Source organism: Pseudoalteromonas sp. NZS71_1, from assembly GCF_015864305.1.
GTDB lineage: Bacteria > Pseudomonadota > Gammaproteobacteria > Enterobacterales > Alteromonadaceae > Pseudoalteromonas > Pseudoalteromonas arctica.
The window spans coordinates 100866-121108 of record NZ_JADYXM010000001.1; the positions used below are offsets into that span (position 1 = coordinate 100866).

The 20243-nt window shown below is 36.8% G+C and carries 17 protein-coding genes; 7 read left to right on the top strand and 10 right to left on the bottom strand.

The genetic code is table 11. The features are described 5' to 3' along the window. Nucleotides 1-581 precede the first annotated feature (581 nt). Nucleotides 582-3629: a D-2-hydroxyglutarate dehydrogenase YdiJ gene (gene ydiJ, locus I6F43_RS00415; RefSeq protein WP_197100424.1), complete on the top strand. Its 3048-nt coding sequence runs from the start codon at nucleotides 582-584 to the stop codon at nucleotides 3627-3629. Nucleotides 3630-3814: 185 nt separating this feature from the next. Here the strand turns inward: ydiJ and I6F43_RS00420 are convergent, their stop codons facing one another. Further along, nucleotides 3815-5008: a cation:proton antiporter gene (locus tag I6F43_RS00420; protein WP_197100425.1), complete on the bottom strand. Its 1194-nt coding sequence runs from the start codon at nucleotides 5006-5008 to the stop codon at nucleotides 3815-3817. Next, nucleotides 5008-6219 (bottom strand): tyrosine-type recombinase/integrase, encoded by a 1212-nt coding sequence (locus I6F43_RS00425; protein ID WP_197100427.1) that lies wholly within the window; start codon nucleotides 6217-6219, stop codon nucleotides 5008-5010. Before I6F43_RS00425 ends, I6F43_RS00420 begins: the two co-directional genes overlap by 1 nt. A gap of 149 nt (nucleotides 6220-6368) precedes the next feature. On the opposite strand from I6F43_RS00425, the gene I6F43_RS00430 reads away from it, so the two are divergent. Then, a complete protein-coding gene (locus tag I6F43_RS00430) occupies nucleotides 6369-6932 on the top strand; it encodes a YSC84-related protein (protein ID WP_007583197.1) in 564 nt (187 codons plus the stop codon). Between the two features lie 107 nt (nucleotides 6933-7039). Here the strand turns inward: I6F43_RS00430 and I6F43_RS00435 are convergent, their stop codons facing one another. Continuing rightward, a complete protein-coding gene (locus I6F43_RS00435; protein ID WP_197100429.1) occupies nucleotides 7040-7576 on the bottom strand; it encodes a helix-turn-helix domain-containing protein in 537 nt (178 codons plus the stop codon). Between the two features lie 229 nt (nucleotides 7577-7805). On the opposite strand from I6F43_RS00435, the gene I6F43_RS00440 reads away from it, so the two are divergent. Next, nucleotides 7806-8234, top strand: a complete 429-nt coding sequence (locus I6F43_RS00440) for a hypothetical protein (protein ID WP_197100432.1) — start codon at nucleotides 7806-7808, stop codon at nucleotides 8232-8234. A gap of 4 nt (nucleotides 8235-8238) precedes the next feature. Here the strand turns inward: I6F43_RS00440 and I6F43_RS00445 are convergent, their stop codons facing one another. Then, a complete protein-coding gene (locus I6F43_RS00445) occupies nucleotides 8239-8775 on the bottom strand; it encodes a hypothetical protein (protein WP_197100434.1) in 537 nt (178 codons plus the stop codon). A gap of 1144 nt (nucleotides 8776-9919) precedes the next feature. Here I6F43_RS00445 and I6F43_RS00450 point away from each other — a divergent pair. Next, nucleotides 9920-10639: a hypothetical protein gene (locus I6F43_RS00450; protein ID WP_197100436.1), complete on the top strand. Its 720-nt coding sequence runs from the start codon at nucleotides 9920-9922 to the stop codon at nucleotides 10637-10639. 337 nt (nucleotides 10640-10976) lie between these two features. Here the strand turns inward: I6F43_RS00450 and I6F43_RS00455 are convergent, their stop codons facing one another. From I6F43_RS00455 to I6F43_RS00475, 5 genes are all read right to left on the bottom strand, one after another. Further along, a complete protein-coding gene (locus tag I6F43_RS00455) occupies nucleotides 10977-11993 on the bottom strand; it encodes a patatin-like phospholipase family protein (RefSeq protein WP_197100438.1) in 1017 nt (338 codons plus the stop codon). Nucleotides 11994-12121: 128 nt separating this feature from the next. Next, nucleotides 12122-13528, bottom strand: a complete 1407-nt coding sequence (locus I6F43_RS00460; protein WP_076924661.1) for an alanine/glycine:cation symporter family protein — start codon at nucleotides 13526-13528, stop codon at nucleotides 12122-12124. A gap of 439 nt (nucleotides 13529-13967) precedes the next feature. Further along, nucleotides 13968-14981, bottom strand: a complete 1014-nt coding sequence (locus I6F43_RS00465) for a patatin-like phospholipase family protein (protein ID WP_197100440.1) — start codon at nucleotides 14979-14981, stop codon at nucleotides 13968-13970. 282 nt (nucleotides 14982-15263) lie between these two features. Then, entirely contained in the window at nucleotides 15264-16253 is a 990-nt protein-coding gene (locus tag I6F43_RS00470; RefSeq protein WP_007583209.1) for an LLM class flavin-dependent oxidoreductase, read from the bottom strand. Nucleotides 16254-16394: 141 nt separating this feature from the next. After that, on the bottom strand, nucleotides 16395-17138 hold the full coding sequence (locus tag I6F43_RS00475; protein ID WP_197100441.1) for a siderophore-interacting protein: 744 nt from the start codon (nucleotides 17136-17138) through the stop codon (nucleotides 16395-16397). Nucleotides 17139-17261: 123 nt separating this feature from the next. Between I6F43_RS00475 and I6F43_RS00480 the strand changes: the two genes are divergently transcribed. The 3 genes from I6F43_RS00480 to I6F43_RS00490 all read left to right on the top strand — a co-directional run bounded on the left by I6F43_RS00480 (nucleotide 17262) and on the right by I6F43_RS00490 (nucleotide 19422). After that, a complete protein-coding gene (locus I6F43_RS00480; protein ID WP_010552917.1) occupies nucleotides 17262-17681 on the top strand; it encodes a MarR family winged helix-turn-helix transcriptional regulator in 420 nt (139 codons plus the stop codon). Nucleotides 17682-17761: 80 nt separating this feature from the next. After that, the gene (locus I6F43_RS00485) at nucleotides 17762-18175 is read left to right on the top strand and encodes a S24 family peptidase (protein ID WP_010552918.1); all 414 of its coding nucleotides are present in this window, start codon (nucleotides 17762-17764) and stop codon (nucleotides 18173-18175) included. Next, the gene (locus tag I6F43_RS00490; protein ID WP_197100442.1) at nucleotides 18163-19422 is read left to right on the top strand and encodes a Y-family DNA polymerase; all 1260 of its coding nucleotides are present in this window, start codon (nucleotides 18163-18165) and stop codon (nucleotides 19420-19422) included. Before I6F43_RS00485 ends, I6F43_RS00490 begins: the two co-directional genes overlap by 13 nt. Nucleotides 19423-19442: 20 nt before the next feature. Here the strand turns inward: I6F43_RS00490 and I6F43_RS00495 are convergent, their stop codons facing one another. Continuing rightward, nucleotides 19443-19904: a hypothetical protein gene (locus I6F43_RS00495; RefSeq protein ID WP_010552920.1), complete on the bottom strand. Its 462-nt coding sequence runs from the start codon at nucleotides 19902-19904 to the stop codon at nucleotides 19443-19445. Nucleotides 19905-20243 lie beyond the last annotated feature (339 nt).

Consider the following 20243-nt stretch of genomic DNA (forward strand, 5'->3'; position numbering starts at 1 on the left):
GTTAACGCCTTTTGACAAAATGATAAGTAATGTCGCGCTTTAGGATAGTAAAACGAAAAGCATAATAAACCCGCCATAAAAAATATAAGTGAAGGCTAAGGGCGTGTTGAGCTTTGTGGATTGAAATTTGTTCAATCTAAGGGCGATTTAATCGCGGCGCGAGGTTTGTAACCTAGTGGGCTAAGTAAAAACCGAGCAACAAAGAGTTAATCGTCCCTAGAAAGAACCCATTGGGCAGCGCATGTTTGGTATTTATGCTGCGTTATCGCCTATTTATGGGGAGTAACCACACTACATAGGCTCTGCCTTGCCTAAAAACCAAACATACTGCTGCAAATTCAACAACCAAAGGTCAACACGCCCTAGCTACAACCGCAAAAAATAATCCTAGCAAAATAAATAACACGCCACTGATCTGTAATAGTAATTTTTTCATATAACACACCTCATTACTTGTTAGTATGAGTATAATTTAAGCTGCATTAAAATCGACTAAAAGAGTGTTACAAACTGTAAAATCTTCAATTTCTATTCGCCATCACCATGATATAATTAGTCAAATGCCCTAAAATATCGCCGTCATGATAGCAACAATTACACAGCAAGATGCCGCGACAGAACTTGTCGCAAACTACCTAAATACCATTGCAAACCAAGGTTTTACCGGAGATACCGACGCAAGTTATGCAACGCGTATTACCGCTTCAACCGATAACAGTGTGTATCAGCAAATACCGCAAGGTGTTATTTTTCCAAAAAGTGAAAAAGATATTCAGCTCGCATTGCAAACAGCATCTCGCGACCCGTTTTTATCATTAACTTTTGGTCCTCGTGGCGGTGGAACAGGCACTAACGGACAATCGTTAACACCTGGTATTGTTGTAGATTTGTCTCGCTATATGCGCGAAATCCTCGAAATAAATGTAGAAGAAGGCTGGGTACGCGTTCAAACCGGCGTAATAAAAGATCAACTTAATGACTTTTTAAAACCTTATGGTTTTTTCTTCTCACCTGATTTATCTACCAGTAACAGGGCAACTATTGGTGGCATGATAAGTACTGACGCATCGGGGCAAGGCTCGTTAGTTTACGGTAAAACGAGCGATCATGTTTTAGGGCTAACAACTTATTTAGTTGATGGCACACCTATGTGCACCTCCCCAATAGACATCGACAAAGCACAAATTATAGCGAATCAAGACTCACTAATTGGTAGTTTATATAAAACAGTTTTAGATATATCAGTTAATGAACGCGCTGCTATTTTAGCTAAGTTTCCACGGTTAAATCGTTTTTTAACCGGCTACGACCTAGAGCATGTGCTAAGTGATGACTTACTTACTTTTGATATGAGCCGCTTAATAACTGGCTCAGAAGGGTCATTAGGTATAGTAACTGAAGCTAAATTAAACCTAACGCCTATTGCCGAATTTAAAACGCTTATTAATATTAAGTATGATAGTTTTGATTCCGCACTTCGTCATTCACCATTTTTAGTCGATGCACGCGCAACATCGGTAGAAACCGTTGATAGCAAAGTTTTAAACTTAGCGCGTGAAGATATTATTTGGAATTTAGTATCGGACTTAATAACCGACGTGCCAAATAAAGATATGCAAGGCCTTAACATGGTCGAGTTTAATGCAGTATCAAACGATGAAATAAAAGACAAAGTAGACACGCTTTGTAAGCTTCTAGAGCAATGCGTAGCAAATCAAGCTAATGGCGTTATTGGTTATCAGTTAACCAGTGATAAAAGCGATATACTAAAAATTTACGCAATGCGTAAAAAGTCAGTGGGTTTATTAGGTAATGTAAAAGGCAGTCAAAAACCACTCGCCTTTGCAGAAGACACCGCTGTACCGCCTGAAAACTTAGCAGATTATATTGTCGAATTTAGAGCATTACTCGACAGCCATAATTTACAGTATGGTATGTTCGGCCATGTTGATGCGGGCGTTTTACATGTGCGCCCGGCACTTGATATGTGCGACCCAGAACAAGAAAAACTACTGCGAACTATTTCAGATCAGGTCGTAAAACTAACCGCTAAGTACGGTGGTTTAATGTGGGGCGAACACGGTAAAGGTTACCGTAGTGAATATAGCCCTGAGTTTTTTGGTGAGCATTTATATACGCAACTTCGAAAAATAAAAACAGCTTTCGATCCTAATAATCGTATCAACCCTGGTAAAATATGCACTCCTATCGATAGTGAAGACTCACTAGTTAGTGTGGATGGACAAAAGAGAGCGCACTTCGATAAGCAAATATCAATAGAAGTTAAAACCAGTTTTAACAACGCAATGACCTGTAATGGTAATGGCATATGCTTTAATTACGATGAAAACTCGCCAATGTGCCCATCGTATAAAGTGACCGGCGACCGACGTAACTCACCAAAAGGACGCGCAAGTTTAATGCGTGAATGGTTACGCCTTCAAGAGTCTAAAGATATAGATTTACTCGAAGTAGAAAAGCAACTAAACAAAGGTGAAGTCATTACCTGGTGGGAACGTTTTGTTCATAGCCGCGAAAAACGAAAAGGTATTTACGATTTTTCTCACGAAGTAAAAGCGTCAATGGATGAATGTTTAGCGTGTAAAGCATGTACAACTGCATGCCCAATTAAAGTTGATGTACCCACTTTTCGTTCGCGCTTTTTAAATTATTATCATAGTTACTATGCACGCCCGCTAAAAGATTACCTTGTTGGCAATATAGAAAACAGCGCGCCATTAATGGCAAAGTTCGCTAAAGTTATAAACCCAATTGTTAAAACATCATTAGTAAGCAATGTTATTAAAAAAACAGTTGGTTATGTTGATACACCACAGTTAAGTATTCCTGCACTTTCAAAACGTATTACTAAAGCACAAAAATTCGATTTTGATTTACTAAATAAATTAAACGCAGAACAACAAAGTGACTATGTATTAATAGTACAAGACCCATTTACGAGTTTTTACGAAGCCGAATTAGTAGAAAGCTTTATTACTTTAATAACACAACTTGGCAAAAAACCAATGCTGTTACCTTTTAAACCAAATGGTAAACCGCAACACGTAAAAGGTTTTTTGCATGAATTTAAAGTTACAGCTAAAAATGCAGCCGAGTTTTTAAATAAATTAAATGATATTAATGCACCGTTAGTCGGTTTAGATGCGTCACTCGTTATGTGTTATCGCGATGAATATAATACAATTTTAGAAAATAACCGTGGCGAATTTAATGTGCAGCTTGCTCATGAATGGCTAGAAACACAATCGTTTAAATCACTAAGCGCAAAGCAAAATACAGATACCGAATTTACATTACTGAGTCATTGTACTGAAACAACTGCGCTGCCAAAAGCAGCAAATGTATGGCAAACAATTTTCAATGATATTGGTTTAACATTAAAAACAACAAATACAGGTTGTTGTGGAATGGCGGGAACTTATGGCCACGAAGCACAAAATCAAGATAACTCACGTGCGCTTTACGAAATGAGCTGGAAACCAATTGTAGATAAAAATAAACCTGAGCAACTTTTATCTACGGGATTTTCTTGTCGTAGCCAAGTTAAACGTTTTGAACAATTTAAACCAAAACACCCAATTGAATTACTAGCACAGGTTCTTAAATAACTTTATAAAATAAGAGTGCTTAAATAAGATCGCTTATATAAGAGTACTTAAATAGTTTTATCTAAATACAAATTTAGTAAATTATTTATTAAATACAAAAAGGCGCAACGATTAACTTCATCAGTGATGAAAATAACCGTTACGCCTTTTTTAATACGTATTCTTAATTTACCTAGTTTAAATAATTATTTTTTAACAAAGCTATCGGCAATAGGTTTAGTGCTAATACCATGTATAAATACACTAAACAAAATAGTCGTCATTGCTATAGTCGCAATTTGATATTTGTTTTCTATTTGCGTATCTATAACCATCAATGTAAAAACAATTGATGCTAAACCTCTTGGTCCAAACCACGCAAATGTAAAACGCTCTTTAATATTCAATGCCGTAAACTGTAGTGACAACATAACTGGAATTATTCTAATTAATGTTGTACTCAATAAAGCGTAAATTATAATCTCAGTATTTAGTTTAGGAATGACTAAGTAAGCGCAAACAAACCCGAACAAGCACCAAATCATAAGAGATGTAAAATCTGCAATGTGTTCTGAATCATCAATTAATTCTGTTCTTACTTCTTCAGTCGAGAATTTATCAAATAATAAACCTGCAACAAATACCGCAATAAACCCACTGCCATGAAAATATTGCGTAAAAGAAAACACTGCCATAGCAAAACCAAGTAATAAAAATGGGCTTGTATTTTGTGCAAAGTAATGTCGTTTCATTGCAAAATTTAAACACGGTATAAAAATAACGATACTTGTAATTGCTACTAATAAAGCAAGTCCCAGCTCTCGACCAAACACACTTAATGTTTGCGTTGCAGTAATAGCTGATTCAGGATTTTTTGCGAGTAATATAAATATTAAAAATACGGGTACGCACAAACCGTCGTTCAACCCACTTTCAGTATTTATTCCTTCGCGTATTTTTTCGGGTACTTGCGTACTAGCTAATAATCCTTTACTCAATGCTGCATCGGTAGGTGTTAATATAATAGCAAGTAACGCCGCTTGAATAAGTGAAAGCTCAGAAAATAAAAATAACGCAACAGCAATACCAAGTAACAAAGTTAAGGGCAGGGCTACAAACAATAATAAACTTGGATACTGAAAACTATGTCTTAATACACTTAATTTTGATTTAGCTGCGTCCGAAAATAAAAATATACTTAGCGTTAGTTCTATAAACGGCAATAGAAGATCTACGCCTTCTTTTATTTTTTGCCCTTCATTGGGTAGTAACATTGCTAAACATATTCCGCCAACAACAAAAAACATTGGACCTGTTACTTCTGTTTTTTCTAGCTGGCGAAGTGTTAGAGAATAAATTAAAAATAGTCCGCCAATAAATGCTATTACTAAGTACTCCATTAAATTTTCCTTTTTAGCCCTGACTTTGCTCGCTCTTTAATATTTGTTTGAATATAAATTTGATCGGTAGTCGCAATTTTAGAATGTCCTAAATCTTCTGATAAATGTTTAAGCGGTCTGGTTTGCGCATCATGTGTAGCACCCGTATGACGAAGCCAGTGCGCAGTTGCTGCACCAAGTTGTTCAGCGTCATCTTTAAAACCATCATCAAGTAATGATTGTTGTGCAAAATCAAAACTTTGTTGAACTAAACGTCTAATTTGCCTTACAGTCATACCACCGTGACCACGAATTTTATGAACTAAAGGGTCTGATTCATCAACACGGGGAAGGGCAGGTAAACCTCTATACACTCTATAGCGTTTTAAATATTCAACAAAATCATCGCTTAATGTTACATCGCGTAATTTATTTCCTTTACCCATAATACGTAAAAACCAAAACCCATCATTATCTTGCCAAAAATGAGACATAACTGGAGACCACTGTGGCCGTTCAGATAATTCTGATATTCGTAAATATAATCCTTTTAAACATGCGAGCGTAAATAAATTTCGCTCCAACTCTGGTTTTTGTTCGCACATATCACGCGTAACACCAAAAACATATTCCCATTGTATATCGCTTAATGTGTCTGGAATTTGAATTTGTGATTGTACAACTAAGTAAGGGCTATTTTTTTTAACAACAGGGACAAAGTTAGCAAACGTTTTTTCTTCTAGTAAGGCAAACTTATAAAAAACATTTAATGCTGTAAACATAGACGATAATGTTTGTTGGCTAGCAATGGATTCTTTAAGCATAAAAGGGCGCCAATTTTGGTTTAATCGACGAATTCCTTGTTCATCTTTATAACGCCATTGCACTGAAGTTGCAGCCCATGCTTTATCGGGTTCAACCATAAAATCAACGTAAGCTTCAATATCTTCACGTTTTAAATCAAATACTGATTTTTCTGCTATTAACCACGACCATAAATAAAAGCGTTCAAGCTCATTTCGAAAACGACTATAAGTGGCTTCTGACTTTCGGCCATAAACATATAAAAACTGATACAAGAATGTCAGATCAGCTTTTGATTCAGTTACAGTCAAGCCAATTTCCTGTATAAAGGATGCAAGTTCTGGGTATTCTGAATTGAGAGTACCGTCATCTAGATGGGCAATTTGATATCTTAATTGTTTTAACGTATCAACCAAAGCAACAAGCATAATGTATAAATATTCAATTAAATAATAGACTTACAGAATAACGTTAAAGTCCGATACTGTCTAGTATTGGACATAGTAAAGCTCTAATTATTTTAATACCGTGATTATTCTATGGTTGTTGGTTGCTATATCTTATTAAGGAAAAAATTATGAAAAAACTAATTATACTAAGCGTACTTGCTTTAACAGTTGCGTTAACTGGGTGTGCTACTACAGGTAGTGCATCACCAAGCGAAAAACGTTCACTTGTACAAAGTATGAAAGCAAACACATTAGATAAATTATACGCTGAAAAACCTGATGTTAAAAAACAAATTGCTAACTCTGCTGGTTATGCTGTATTCGATAACGCGAATGTAAATGTAGTGCTTGCTAGCTTTGGCGGTGGTTACGGTGTTGTTAGAAATAATCTTACAGGTAAATCGACTTACATGAATATGGGCGAAGCCGGTTTAGGACTTGGCTTAGGCGTTAAAGATTTTAACGTTGTAATGGTTTTTCATAACCAAGCTGCATTAAACAGATTTATTGAACATGGTTGGGCATTTGGCGGAAACGCTGATGCAGCAGCAAAATATGAAGATAAAGGCGGTGCACTGGTTGCCGAAGCGATTGCAGATCAAGTTACTGTATATTCTGTAACCGAAAACGGCCTTGCACTACAAGCTGTATTAAAAGGAACTAAGTTTTGGGTTGATTCAGAGCTTAATTAACCACCAAGTTACTCTCCTAAAAGCGAGCTGGTTTGTATAATCACGCTCGCTTTATTAAAACCCACTCAATTTAACATAACGTAATTTATGGGTAGTCTTATATCTTGTTATTTCTTCTTTCGTTTCTTTCTGGCTTTGCTTCTTTTTGAGTTTGAAGGTACACAGTGATTAGCCACTATCTGTGCTGGTTCATGCCCCTGCCTTAACAACGTATCAATATGCGCATCTTCAATACTCACATAATTATCTTTAGCATTATCTGTATTTTCATTGTTACTAAAGATATTTGTAGAATCAAAATTATTCCACAAATCCTCTTCGTTTAAGTTAGAAGAACAATGATCAGGCTTATTCTCAGGTAAAGCTATCTGCTTGAGATTTAGAAAATCTGGATTAACTTCGTAATCAGTCATCTTTCCAATATTCTGATGGCTATTAAACAGACCTAATGTTACTAGTTTTGAAGCAGCTGAATAAACTGTTTGCTTTGAACAATTACAAGCACTCGCAATATTAGAAAGAGATATTGATTCCCCCTTACTCGAAAGATACAGCATTCTCATACACACCAATTGCTCAACCGGTTTTAAAGAATAAGATTTATAATCTGTATTAAACAAAAACTCTATTAATGAACTATCCATTTTACACCCATCTACATTTTTAACTGGTCTAAATAACCAACCTGTCTAAATTTAAATTATCCATAGAATAAAATCAAGTATGCTTTCTTGGTTATTAAGGGATAGAGCAATAAACCAGTCTATTTTTTTAACTGGTTAGTCTGAGCATATATATTTACATGGGAGTTATACCCCGTAATACAGTTACGGGGTTTTTTTTACATAGCGCCATGCGTAGGCTTTCAACGAGTTGAAAGGCGACGCATTTGGCGATAAAAGAGAAAAAGAGAAGTTTATCAGTGGGCGCGTTGCGCTAGGATATTTTTTTAAGCGGACTGGGTTATTGGATGCGGCCATTTATCAAAAGGTCTTTATATTAATTTCATATGTGGCCTTTCATGAAGCAAAGCTTCATAGGTTCGTATCATCAATCCTCCAGTGGTACGTAATAATTGATTTTAATTATTACGTAACCTTACTGTTAGTGTGGTTATTTGCACTCCCCATAAATCACATTATGTTACGGGTTGCAGCCGCTACGCTTAAAAGGGCTTTTGCTGCAATTCGTGTGCGCTTACGCTATTTTGCACACGAAAAACCACAAACGCCCCGCCATTTAGATATTTTGGCGGGGCGTTTTCTCAACATAAAGTTTATGAATTTATGGGTTGTTAAATAGTAAGTTATTTCTTTTTACGTTTCTTTCTGGCTTTACTTCTTTTTGAGCTTGATGGTGCACAGTGATTAGCCACTAAATCTACAGGTTGATGCCCTTGCATTAGCAACGTATCAATATGCGCATCTTCAATACTTATTGGGCTCTCTTTAACATTAGCTGTGCTCTCATAATTTGCGAACAGATTTTTAGCATCAAAACTATTCCACATATCTTCTTCACTCGAACTTGAAGAGTTAATACCTGGCTCTTGTTCTGGTAATTCAAACTGACTAGTATCTAGAAAATCCGGGTTAACTATATAATCAGTCATCTTGCCAATATTTTGTTGGCTATCAAACAAACCCAAGGCAACTAGTTTTGAAGCGGCTGAATAAACAGTTTGCTTTGAACAATTACAAGTATCAGCAATATTAGAAAGAGAAATTGATTCTCCTTTACTTGAAAGGTATAGCATTCTCATACACACCAATTGTTCAACTGGTTTTAAAGAATAAGATTTGTAATCTGTATTAAACAAAAACTCTATTAGCGAACTATGCATTTTACACCCGCATGTATTTTTAACTAGTCTAAATAATCACCCCGTCTAAACTTAAGTTATTCATGGAATAAAATCAAGTATGTGTACTTAATTAACAAGGGATAGAGCAACAAACCAGTCTATATTTTTAACTGGTTAGTCTGAAGGTATATATTTAGATGGGAGTTATACCCCGTAATACAGTTACGGGGTTTTTTTTAGCATTGTGCTCCAACCCTGCATTTTTTTAGAAATCTCCCCGCACGCGGGTCCCCTCTTAAAAAATACAGTGTTGAATTTATAAAAGTAATTGTTTATCAGTGGGCGCGTTGCGCTAGGATATTTTTCTAAGCGGGACTGGGTTATTGGATGCGGCCATTTATCTAATGGTCTTTATATTAATTCTGTGTGTGGCCTTTCATGAAGCAAAGCTTCATAGGTTCCTATCATCAAGTCTCCAGTGGTACGTAATAATTGATTTTAATTATTACGTAACCTTACTATTAGTATGGTTATTTGCACTCCCCATAAATCACATTATGTTACGGGTTGCAGCCGCTACGCTTAAAAAGGCTTTTGCTGCAATTCGTGTGCGCTTACGCTATTTTGCACACGAAAAACCACAAACGCCCCGCCATTTAGATATTTTGGCGGGGCGTTTTCTCAACATAAAGTTTATGAATTTATGGGTTATTTCAGCGAGTGATGTTTTATGATCATGTATTTCCGCTATATAAACAAACCCCCTCAAATCTTTCCAACTAAATCCTTATCTCCAAAGTGATTAATAACTTTATTAATTTAACTATTTTTAGTCACAACAACTATTTATTATTAGCGCTATCTAATCGATCATAATTTGTCTGAAAATTACAACGTTTGAATCGGAGCTTCACAAACATTTACTTTCACTATTACTTGAAAAAGGCGCTTGGTCAGACTGTAAAATTTCGATTGAAGATCATACAATATCAACTCCCTGGGGAAAGGTTAAACCCTCAGGTGTTCAACTAGTTTAGCGTTATAAATGGTCTGCAAGAAAATCTGAATTAATGTATAAAACTCTTAAAGAGAACCATAAAATCTAAGATAAGTATTTATCTGACTTACAAAGAGCAGCTACTTAATATAACCGCCGAATTCTAAATAAAAACAGGAAGTTAGAATGAAACCTACAATTTTACCAAAAAACAAACTACTTAATATTATATTTGCGGTATGCTTTTTAATTTTTACCTTAGTAAATTTTTTTTCTGATTATATACCTTGTTTAGTTTCATGGGGGCAAAATTTTGAAAACTTAATTTATCGCTTATCTTTTGCGGTAATACCTAGCTATATATTTTATTTTATAGTTATTCATTTGAAATCTAATCAAGATAAAAAAAATATATTACCAATTGTAGTCAGTTATAACTCTAATATGTCAAAAAACTATAGAAATCTTTTTAATGCTATTCATCAAACTGCAAATAAGCCTCAAGAAAAAGATACAATAGAAGAGCATACTGATTTAACTTTAGCTAGACTCACAGAAGATAGTATTGAAGAGTCACTTCATTTGATAGATATCAATAGTCCAACACCTTACCTTATATTATATTATCAGAGATACATGAACTGGAAAGAATTTTTAAAATCCGTATGTGATGATGTAAAGAAAGATATTGATGACCTAATGCTTATATCGCATTACCTAGATAGCGAACATATAAAAATTTTACACAATATAAAAACATCCGAACTGATAAAAATAACTAACCACTTTAACTATAATAATTTGGCTATGCCTAATGATAGTTTTTGGCTTTATAAAAGATATTTTTACAGCTTTCATGTCGAACTTCAAAAACTTGAAAAATACAATTCCAAATTAATTAATTAAAATTCATTCTTTTTTGAAATGGTTTTCCTTTTCTTCTTTAGAATAAACTCTATTAAATCCAGAATTACGTACCTTCCACCCTATTTTTTAGGAAAATATAAATCAACAAAGAGCTAAATTATGGAAATTTTTTACTTTTTTTGTTAAAACTAAACTGGGAAGGCAATTTTTAATATCATTCGTTCTATTTAACGTTAAAATATCAATATTGACTGTCACCATAACCCATTAATAAAAAAGGGTTTTACTCCCTTTTTCATTAATAACATACCGTAATTTGTGAGTTGCCAATTTTCAGTTATTAAATTAGTAATATGATTTTAAATTAAAGCTTTTATTATTTAACTTTTTCATCAAACGCCTCGGCTAACTTTTCAGTTTCACTAAAAACGGTATTCCAATATTTAATGCGTGTATCTGCATCAAGATCGGTAAAGTCATTTCTATCTGGGATTTTTCCGTAAGGTAAGCTTGCTACAAATTCTTTTGATGGGGTGATCATTACTACGTTGTCGTAATTAAGTGGTGATACTTTGCGTTTTAAATTTTTATCGAACCACCCTGCTTTTGGCTCGCTATTAAAATGCGGATATAAAATTAAGCCTGGGTTATTAATTTTTAAATCAAAGTGGTAATCGATAATTCCGCCGTCGCGATATATTCCTTGCGGCGAGCCTGCAATATTTTTTATGCCTTGCATAACAAGTGGTATTGAACCCGATGCAAGTAACGCGTCTTTTAAATTATTTTGAGTAAGCGCTATGTTTTGCGTTTTAAAATTGTAGCTGTCGGTAATTGATAAGTCACTTGTTGCTGGGCCAAATATAAAACGCTCATATTGCGAGCCTAATAATTTTCGGTTAACGCGATTTAGCATATAACTTTTTGATAAACCCAGTAGTTGTATTAATTTATTTTCGCTGGCAATAAAGCCATTTGATTTTGCCACTATAAAGTGTGCTTTAAATGTTGGGTTATTAATAATTTCGGTTACGCCGTTATCGCCAAAAACATCTTCAAGTAATGCGCGCGCTTTTATTGTGATTTCACTTGGTGTTGGTTTATTACTTGAGTACCTAGTTTGCGAATACGATTTTGCTAATCGCTCAATGGCAGCAACGGGATCGTTTTGTGCAAAACACGCAGAGCGAAAAGCGCCAGCAGATGAGCCGATTAAATTAAGTGGTTGGGTACGGTTTTTAAAAAATTCACCAAAAATATATTTATCTAAGCCAAATAATGTAAACCATTTAGGACCGCCACTTGCACCTAAAAAAGAGGTGAAAAGTTCAGGTTTAAAGCCCTGTTCGTTAATAATTTTAGCCGCTGTTTTCCCTGCGTGAATCTCGATCATCTAAAAAATTGTGCCTTTAATTTTAGTTTCTTCAGTTATTTTTATAACACTGAGAGTGAATATTTATGCAAAATAGAAAGCGACTTTATGTTGCCATAAAACCGCTTTTTATAGTTAAGTGTGCTGAATTAATCCCAAATGCCGTCTTCGCATTTGCCCTGTACCTTTACATCTTTTACTTTAAATTCGGGCTCTAAACCTTTGTCTCTTTGTGCGTGGTAATCGCTCGTGACAGACAAAATAGTCGGCGTTAACAGTATAATAGCGATAACGTTAACCACTGTCATTAACCCTAAGGCAATATCGGCTAAATCCCAGACTTCTTTTAATGTGGCCGACGCGCCCCACAACATCATTGATAAATAAAGCAAAGTGTAAATGCCGCGCCCTACTTTGTTGTCGAGCTTAAATAAGTGCAAGTTGCTCTCTGCATAGGCGTAATTTGCCACAACCGATGTAAAAGCAAATAAGGTAATAGCAGCTGCGACAAAATAAACACCACCTTGTGCTAAATGAGCGGTCATCGCGCTTTGTGTTAAACGAATGCCTTCCATTTCACCGCTTATGTCTATATCGGCTAATAAAATGATCACAGCGGTACAGCTACACAGTACTATTGTATCGAAAAATACGCCTAGCATTTGTATGTAACCTTGCGTTACTGGGTGATTAGGAATTGGGCTGGCACTTGCTGAAGCATGCGGAACACTACCTGCACCGGCCTCATTAGAATATAAACCACGTTGAATACCGTTTTTAATGGCTGCGCCCATTGCACCCGCTCCGGCTTCTTGTAAACCAAACGCCGATAAAAATATATCTTTAAGCATGGCGGGTACTTGCGTGAAATTTATAATCGTAATAATAACGGCGGCAAGTACAAACACAATGCCCATTATTGGCACAACACGTTCTGCAAATCGGGCAATTGCCTTAAAGCCACCGAGTATAATTGAGCCGGCTAGTACGGTAATAACCAGGCCTGAATAAAATGTAGGAACTTCAAACGCGTAGTTGAGTGCGTCGGTAATTGTGTTCGTTTGCATTGCGCTAAACGTAAAGCCGTAACCTAAAAATAAACATGCGGCAAACACAATTGCGAATGCTCGGCTACCCAAACCTTGCTGAATATAATACGCAGGACCCCCTCTAAACTCGCCGCCACTATCGCGCACTTTATATACTTGCCCAAGTACGCTTTCGGCAAAGCCTGTAGCCATACCCAATATGGCTATTACCCACATCCAAAATATAGCTCCGCTGCCGCCAAGTGAAATTGCCACTGCCACACCGGCTAAATTACCGGTACCTACTCGTGCGCAAAGCCCTGTACACAACGCTTGAAATGATGAAATGTCGTCTTTTTTACATTTGCTGCTGCCTTTTAAAAGGCTAAACATATGTTTAAATTTAAGTATTTGAATTGCTTTTAGTCGTACCGAAAACCATATACCTGTAAACAAAAGTATATAAATAAGTACCTGACCTTCTCCCCATAAAAGGTTGTTTACACTTTTGACGACGGTATCGAACATTACTAATCCCTTTTTATTTTATACTTTTACTTTATGTTAGCACCGACTTTAAACTCTGCATGTAGCGCTACTTAACTTAAAAAACCCGGCAGCTCACTATGCATTAAACATAATAGTGTTTAAGTTTGGCTTTACCCGATAGTTAAGTGTGTATTGGTGTTTAATAATCTGTAAGTAAGCACACTCAACATTGAATTTTATTTCTATAAATATGAATAATAAATCACACCTACACTTTATATTGATTAGTTAAAAAATCAATAATATCTTTTTAAGATTCAGTATTTTATTTTGCGCATAGGTGCGGGATGCAATAGTTTTTATTTTGATGCAGTAAGGTTTATATGAGGCGTAATGAGGATTAAGAATGGCAAAAAAATAGCGCATAAAGTTATGCGCTTTTTTTTAAATTATATTTAATTGGCTATCGCTGTATTACTTAGTTATAGCTGTATTGTGTAGGTGCACTGTAATTGTTGTTGCTGTTAATCTGTAAATTTTGCATTGCTAGGTATGAGCGACCGGCATCTAAGCCTAATTTATGATCAAAACGTAAATCGTTATTTGAACTACCTAATAATTTGCTATGCAGTTTTTCGTCTGCAAAAATTTGTATTATTTCAACATCACTTGGTGGGTTTGCAATAAACTCAAGCTCGTCTAAATACGCTTTCTCGTGCTGTATCAAGTAGTCCAATGTTTTTGGACAATAGCCTGATGCTATAGCAAATGATCTTAGCTTTTGTACCCATGCAGATTGCGCTTGAAAATTAGCGTCAACCGTTCTTATTACAACAATTTTACGAGCGCCTCGGTTGTAAGCTTCACGTACTGGTAATGGAGCTGCTAAACCGCCGTCTAGATAAAAATCGCTCTGTACTTGCTCTTCAGCAAGGTGTATTTCGTTAGCTGCTTTTGCGTTTAACCAAGGTGTTAACTTTACACCTTGTTTGTATAAAAACGGGAGTGCGCTAGAAGCCTTTAACAAATCACGCCATTGGCCACTCTCACCTGTTGGCGATAAGTAATATGCTTTTCTATCTCGTGCATTAGTGGCTGTTATAAGTAGCTCACGCGCGCCTAAACTCGTTTTAGCTGTTTTAAAATCTATGGCTCTTTTTACCTCAGTGGTTTTGTCAAAGTACCAATCTAAATCAACTATATGTTTACCCACTAATCCGCGACCAAGCTGAAAAAAGCGTTTGTTACGCGAAAGCCCTCTGATTAGGCGTTTTGCATAGCCTTTTTGACGCGCTAAGTAACTAGTTAGGTTTTGCGAACCTGCAGAGGTGCCAATGAATAAATCGAATGGGTCATATTCTTGCTCTAACCACGCATCAAGTACGCCAGCTGTGAAGATCCCTCGCTGCCCGCCACCTTCAGCAATCAGTGCAACTTTTGGTTGCGCTGTTTTGTTAACTGAATTAGCTGTTGCGCTATTTAGAGACTTCACGGTGAACCTACCTTTATTTAATGATGTTTGGTTTAATACATACATTATAAAAAATAAAAGTGATATCTTAAAATTGATTATTTAAATCAGTTCGATTGAAAAAACAGAACGGTATGTAAAGCAAAATATATACTAAAAATAGCAATCAAATTTACTTTGAATATTTAAATAACAAATACAGACATCACTTAAAGTTAATAAAATGAGTTAAAAAAGTTTAACTTTTGATGATGTCTGTATGTTAACAAGCCCAGAGTGTACGCTTGCTTAACTAACTATATTTTAGTGCTTTATTTCCATTAAAATTTCGAGTGCACGGTGGCGTTTTTCACTATCGAATACATCATTGGTAAATATAAACTCATCAACTTCTAGCTGTTTCGCTATCATCTCTAACTTGTGTTTAATACTTACATGTCCGCCTACTACGCTTAGACTTAAAAAGTTCTCTACATGAGCGCGTTCTTGTTCGCTCCATAACCCGTCCATGCTTTCAACAGGTGGTTTTAGCCACAGCTCGTTACCGCGTATCAGTTCGAGCACACGTTGCTTAGAAGTAGTCGACAAGTATTGCGCTTCATCGTCGGTGTCTGCTGCCACTAAAGGCAGTGCAAGCATGACGTATGGCTTATCAAGTACGCTTGATGCTTTAAATTCGCGCTTATACAACGCTATTGCGTCGTGCACGAAGCGCGGTGCAAAATGTCCTGCAAATACATACGGTAACCCTTTTTGCGCCGCTAGTTGCGCGCTAAATAAACTCGAGCCTAATAACCAAATAGGAACGTTTGTGTCCTCACCCGGTATAGCACGTATAGGGTGCGTACCGTTGTAAGGACCTAACAATGTTTGCAGCTCAGTTACTTCACCCGGGAAGTTTTCTGCACGGCTCATATCGTTGTTTAATGCACGACTCGTTACAGGGTCGCTGCCGGGGGCACGCCCTAGTCCTAAATCTATTCGCCCTGGATATAAGCTCTCTAACGTACCAAATTGTTCAGCAACAACTAATGGGGAGTGGTTTGGCAGCATAATACCGCCCGATCCAACGCGTATCTTTTTGGTATTACCTGCAATGTGTCCAACCAAAATAGAAGTGGCAGCACAAATTATTCCTGGCATATTATGATGCTCAGCAAGCCAAAAACGGTTAAAGCCAAGTTCATCTGCACGTTGGGCGTATTTAGTACTTTTATGAAGAGTGTTAGTAACGCTGTCCCCTTTGATCATGGGGGCAAGTTCTAATAACGAAAAAGGAATGGAATTTAACAAAATAGCAGCTCCTAAAAATGCATGCTAATAATGGATTACATCATTAGCATAAAACACTTAAATGGGTCTGCTATTAGGTCAATTCAAGTTACGCAGAGGTATTAAAGCAAAATAGGTATATGTTATTTTGCTCTAAGGTATTCAAGCAAGCTGTGCATCACGTTGGCGCAGCTTTTTATAGCCTTCTGAGTCTACGCCTTTTTTCCAATAACCTGAGGAAACAATATTACTGCGCGGTATATTAAATTGCTCTGTTAGCAGTGTTTTTACCCTACGTACAAGCCCAGCCTCCAAGGCCATAAATACAATGGGAGGCTCTGCTGTAATGTGTAAATTTTGAAGCGCGCTAAGTAGCGCTTCGTCAGCGTTGTCGGTAACAAGCCAATTAATATCGCGGCTTGTTTCTAAATCAATAATGTCTTGCTCAGTGGGCGCATGTACAAAAACATCAATTTTTGAAGTTAAAGGTAATTGCTGCGCATACCCTTTTATTGCATTTACCGATGTTAAATCGCCTAGTAATACATAATGCGAATGCTCATAATTATCTAGCTTTTTAGGGCCTGGTCCTGCAATACCTAGCTCGTCGCCTACTTTTGCAATTTTAGCCCAGTCAGTTGCAGGGCCTTGGTGCATATTTATAACAAAATCAAGCGTTAGCGCGCCTGTTTGTGCATCTACATGCCTTATTGTATATGACCGTACACACGCTGTTTTTAAGTTAAAATCTACTTCACCATTTTTTGGAAATAGTACTTTTACATAGTTACCAATGTACTGTGAGGTTAAGTCTTTAAAATCATCAGAGCCTACAACAATACGCTGTAGGTGGGGTGTGATTTGCTGTGTACTTAATACGTTGGCTTTGCGAACTTGTTTACTCATGTATTACCTCGTTTTACATTAATAATTGGCTGCTAGAAAAAGCAGGTATTGCACAACGCCCCATTGGTTGATAAAATCAACCATAGCAAATTAATTGACTTTGTCAACTATATTGAGAATTCTATGAATACACCTTTATCAAATACGCTGTTTGAACTAATGCAAAATTACCGTGTCACAATTCGTGAAGCAATTAACGCAGGCGAACTTGGTATTAATGCTATGCACGTACGCTGCATACATATTATTGCGAACGTAAATAACTGTACGGCTAACGATATTGTTACTAAAACGCAGCGCGACAAAGCGCAAATAGCACGTTTAATTAAAGATCTTATTGGCTTAAATTTAATAAATAAACAGGCAAGTGAGCACGATAAACGCTGCTTTATTTTGTCGCTCACAGAGCAAGGTAAAGTTCTTTTTGATAAGTTATTAGCCTCAGAGAAAAAAATAAATAATCAAATGTGTAAAAACTTAAACCCTCAACAAATCAAAGACTTTTTAGATACCGCACAACAAATGATCAAAAACATGGATTGATCAGCCATACATTCTTGGCATAACTTACACAAAACGCATATACTGTACACTTATACAGTATATGCGTTTTAGGTTGTGTTATGTTTGTCATTCCCATTTATATAGAAGCAGGCGTGTGTGGTTTTGAATCCCCCGCAGCGCAGTACACCGAGCTAGGTGTAACCCTTGATGAGCTTTTAATAAAGCATCCAGATGCTACGTTTATTGGTATTGCATCGGGTAACTCTATGCAAGAAGTCGGAATTTTTGAAGGTGACTTATTAGTTATCGACCGTGCAGAGCCTGCAGAAAATGGTGACGTTATTGTTGCTAACTTAAATGGTCTTTTTGTATGCAAACTACTTGATAAAACCAATGCACGGCTGCTTTCAGCTTCTTCTTTACATAAGCCTGTACAACTAACCTCTGCAGACGAATTTCAGCTAGAAGGCGTAGTAACGCTATCAATAAGAATGCACAGGCAAAGCCCAGAGTTACTAAAATGTATGCCTTAGTTGATGCTGTGTCGTTTTATGCCAGTGCCGAAAAAGTATTCGACCCTGCTATTCGCTCCAAACCCGTGGTTGTACTTACCAATAACGATGGCTGTGTATGCGCTATTTGCCCTATTGCTCGGCGCTTAAATATTCCTAAATTTGGCCCGTACTTTAAAGTTAAGCATTTGCTTGAGCAAAACAACGTTGTTATTCGCTCTAGCAATTACGAGCTTTATGCTGATTTAAGCGACAAAATGATGAATATTATTGGCCGCTTTTGCGATACACAACACATATACAGTATTGATGAATCGTTTTTGCACTTTAATGGCTACACATCATTAATTAAAGACTGGCATGAATACGGCCATACAATAAGGCGCACAGTATGGCGCGAAACAAAGCTTCCTGTAGGTGTAGGTTTTGGCCCGACCCCTACTTTAGCAAAAGCCGCTAACCACGCTGCTAAAAAGCTCAGTGGCTTTAATGGTGTTGCAGTAATAAATAGCGAGCAAACTCGCCAAGCTATTTTACAAAGAATGAGCTGCGAAGATGTCTGGGGAATAGGCCGGCGACTAGCTAAAAAGCTTAAAATAATGAATATACACACCGCTTGGGACCTTGCTCAGCAAAACCCTAAAGCAATGCGCCGTGCATTTAGTGTGGTTGTTGAACGTACAGTAAGCGAACTTAACGGGATAACATGTTTAAACTGGGATGATGTACGACAAGACAAGCGAGAGATTTATTCGACCCGTAGTTTTGGAGAGCGCATATGCGAGCCAACAGCCCTTAAAACAGCACTAATTAACCATGTAACCACAGTGGCTAATAAACTAAGAGCGCAACGTTCGCTCACTCACCAGCTTTATATTTTTGCAGCTAGTGGTGCGCACGAAAACAGATATTATAAAAAGTCGTTTGTGTATAAGTTCCCCTCACCCACTAACGACACCTGCGTGATGGCTAATGCTGTATCTGAGGTATTTAATAATATTTACCAACCGGGGATCCTATTTTATAAGTGTGGTGTGGGCGCGGTAGAGCTAATATCAGAACAGTTTCAGCAAAATGACTTATTTAATAAGAGCCCTGATAATCCAAAGCTTATGCAATGCCTAGATACAATTAACAATCGATACGGAAAAGGGATGCTCAGCCTTGCAAGCAGTAAATTAAATGACCGATGGCACATGAACCGTGATTTTTTATCGCCGCAGTACACTACGCGTTGGCGCGATATCCCTAAAATATACTGCGAATGATTTACTACTTACTAGATGCTTTATTTGCTCTCGTCTGCTTTTTTAAATGTGCACTCTACACTAGGTTCGCTTAATGTATATTTTAGTGTGTTATCAGCTAAAAACTTGATACTTTGACTGATTGTTTTTTCGTTTGCAGGGTTTTCACAACGGCTCATTCTTAAACCGTTTTCAAGGCCATCACTTTTATATTTAAGCGTACTGGTTATAAAACAAAAGTTTGGTTTTTTAATAGTGCGAGTACCATTATGGAGCGATCCAAATACAATTTGTTCTCCAAGTTTAAAACCTGCACTTAAATCACTTTCGTCTGTCAAACTCAAATCGCTATTAACGCATAACCCTGAATTGGTCGACACAACTTCGTATGCCCCCAATTTTGACTTTAAAAACGGTATAAATCGTGTTTTATTACTCGGCTCAGAAAAAGCATTTGCACTTGTAAAAGCGACAGTTAATAAAGCGAGTGTTAAATATTTCATTTCGTGGGTGTATCCTCGTGAGTCAGCGTGTTAAATAATAGCAAAATGCCTAATCACTTAGCTTTTATAACTTTTAACAACTATAACAGAGATTTACTATAAAAGGAGAGAAGTCGTATTACAGGAGCGAGCGCGTGAGTAGGACGCGGAAGCTTTGCTCGGTTTTTACTTATTCTTACATGGATGTAAGCCATTAGAATAACCCAGGAGCAGTTGTCGAGCCCACTAGTTTACAAATTTCGCGCCGCGATTAAATCCTTCTTGGATTGAACAAATTCAACCACCAAAGGTAAACATGCCCTAGATACTCATTACGAACCATTTTGTTGTTAAGCACTT

Bases quoted from the DNA above. Each gene is read 5' to 3' on its own strand.
- ydiJ (WP_197100424.1), top strand. From the start codon at position 582: ATGATAGCAACAATTACACAGCAAGATGCCGCGACAGAACTTGTCGCA.
- I6F43_RS00420 (WP_197100425.1), bottom strand. From the start codon at position 5,008: ATGGAGTACTTAGTAATAGCATTTATTGGCGGACTATTTTTAATTTAT.
- I6F43_RS00425 (WP_197100427.1), bottom strand. From the start codon at position 6,219: ATGCTTGTTGCTTTGGTTGATACGTTAAAACAATTAAGATATCAAATT.
- I6F43_RS00430 (WP_007583197.1), top strand. From the start codon at position 6,369: ATGAAAAAACTAATTATACTAAGCGTACTTGCTTTAACAGTTGCGTTA.
- I6F43_RS00435 (WP_197100429.1), bottom strand. From the start codon at position 7,576: ATGGATAGTTCATTAATAGAGTTTTTGTTTAATACAGATTATAAATCT.
- I6F43_RS00445 (WP_197100434.1), bottom strand. From the start codon at position 8,775: ATGCATAGTTCGCTAATAGAGTTTTTGTTTAATACAGATTACAAATCT.
- I6F43_RS00450 (WP_197100436.1), top strand. From the start codon at position 9,920: ATGAAACCTACAATTTTACCAAAAAACAAACTACTTAATATTATATTT.
- I6F43_RS00455 (WP_197100438.1), bottom strand. From the start codon at position 11,993: ATGATCGAGATTCACGCAGGGAAAACAGCGGCTAAAATTATTAACGAA.
- I6F43_RS00460 (WP_076924661.1), bottom strand. From the start codon at position 13,528: ATGTTCGATACCGTCGTCAAAAGTGTAAACAACCTTTTATGGGGAGAA.
- I6F43_RS00475 (WP_197100441.1), bottom strand. From the start codon at position 17,138: ATGAGTAAACAAGTTCGCAAAGCCAACGTATTAAGTACACAGCAAATC.
- I6F43_RS00480 (WP_010552917.1), top strand. From the start codon at position 17,262: ATGAATACACCTTTATCAAATACGCTGTTTGAACTAATGCAAAATTAC.
- I6F43_RS00485 (WP_010552918.1), top strand. From the start codon at position 17,762: ATGTTTGTCATTCCCATTTATATAGAAGCAGGCGTGTGTGGTTTTGAA.
- I6F43_RS00490 (WP_197100442.1), top strand. From the start codon at position 18,163: ATGTATGCCTTAGTTGATGCTGTGTCGTTTTATGCCAGTGCCGAAAAA.
- I6F43_RS00495 (WP_010552920.1), bottom strand. From the start codon at position 19,904: ATGAAATATTTAACACTCGCTTTATTAACTGTCGCTTTTACAAGTGCA.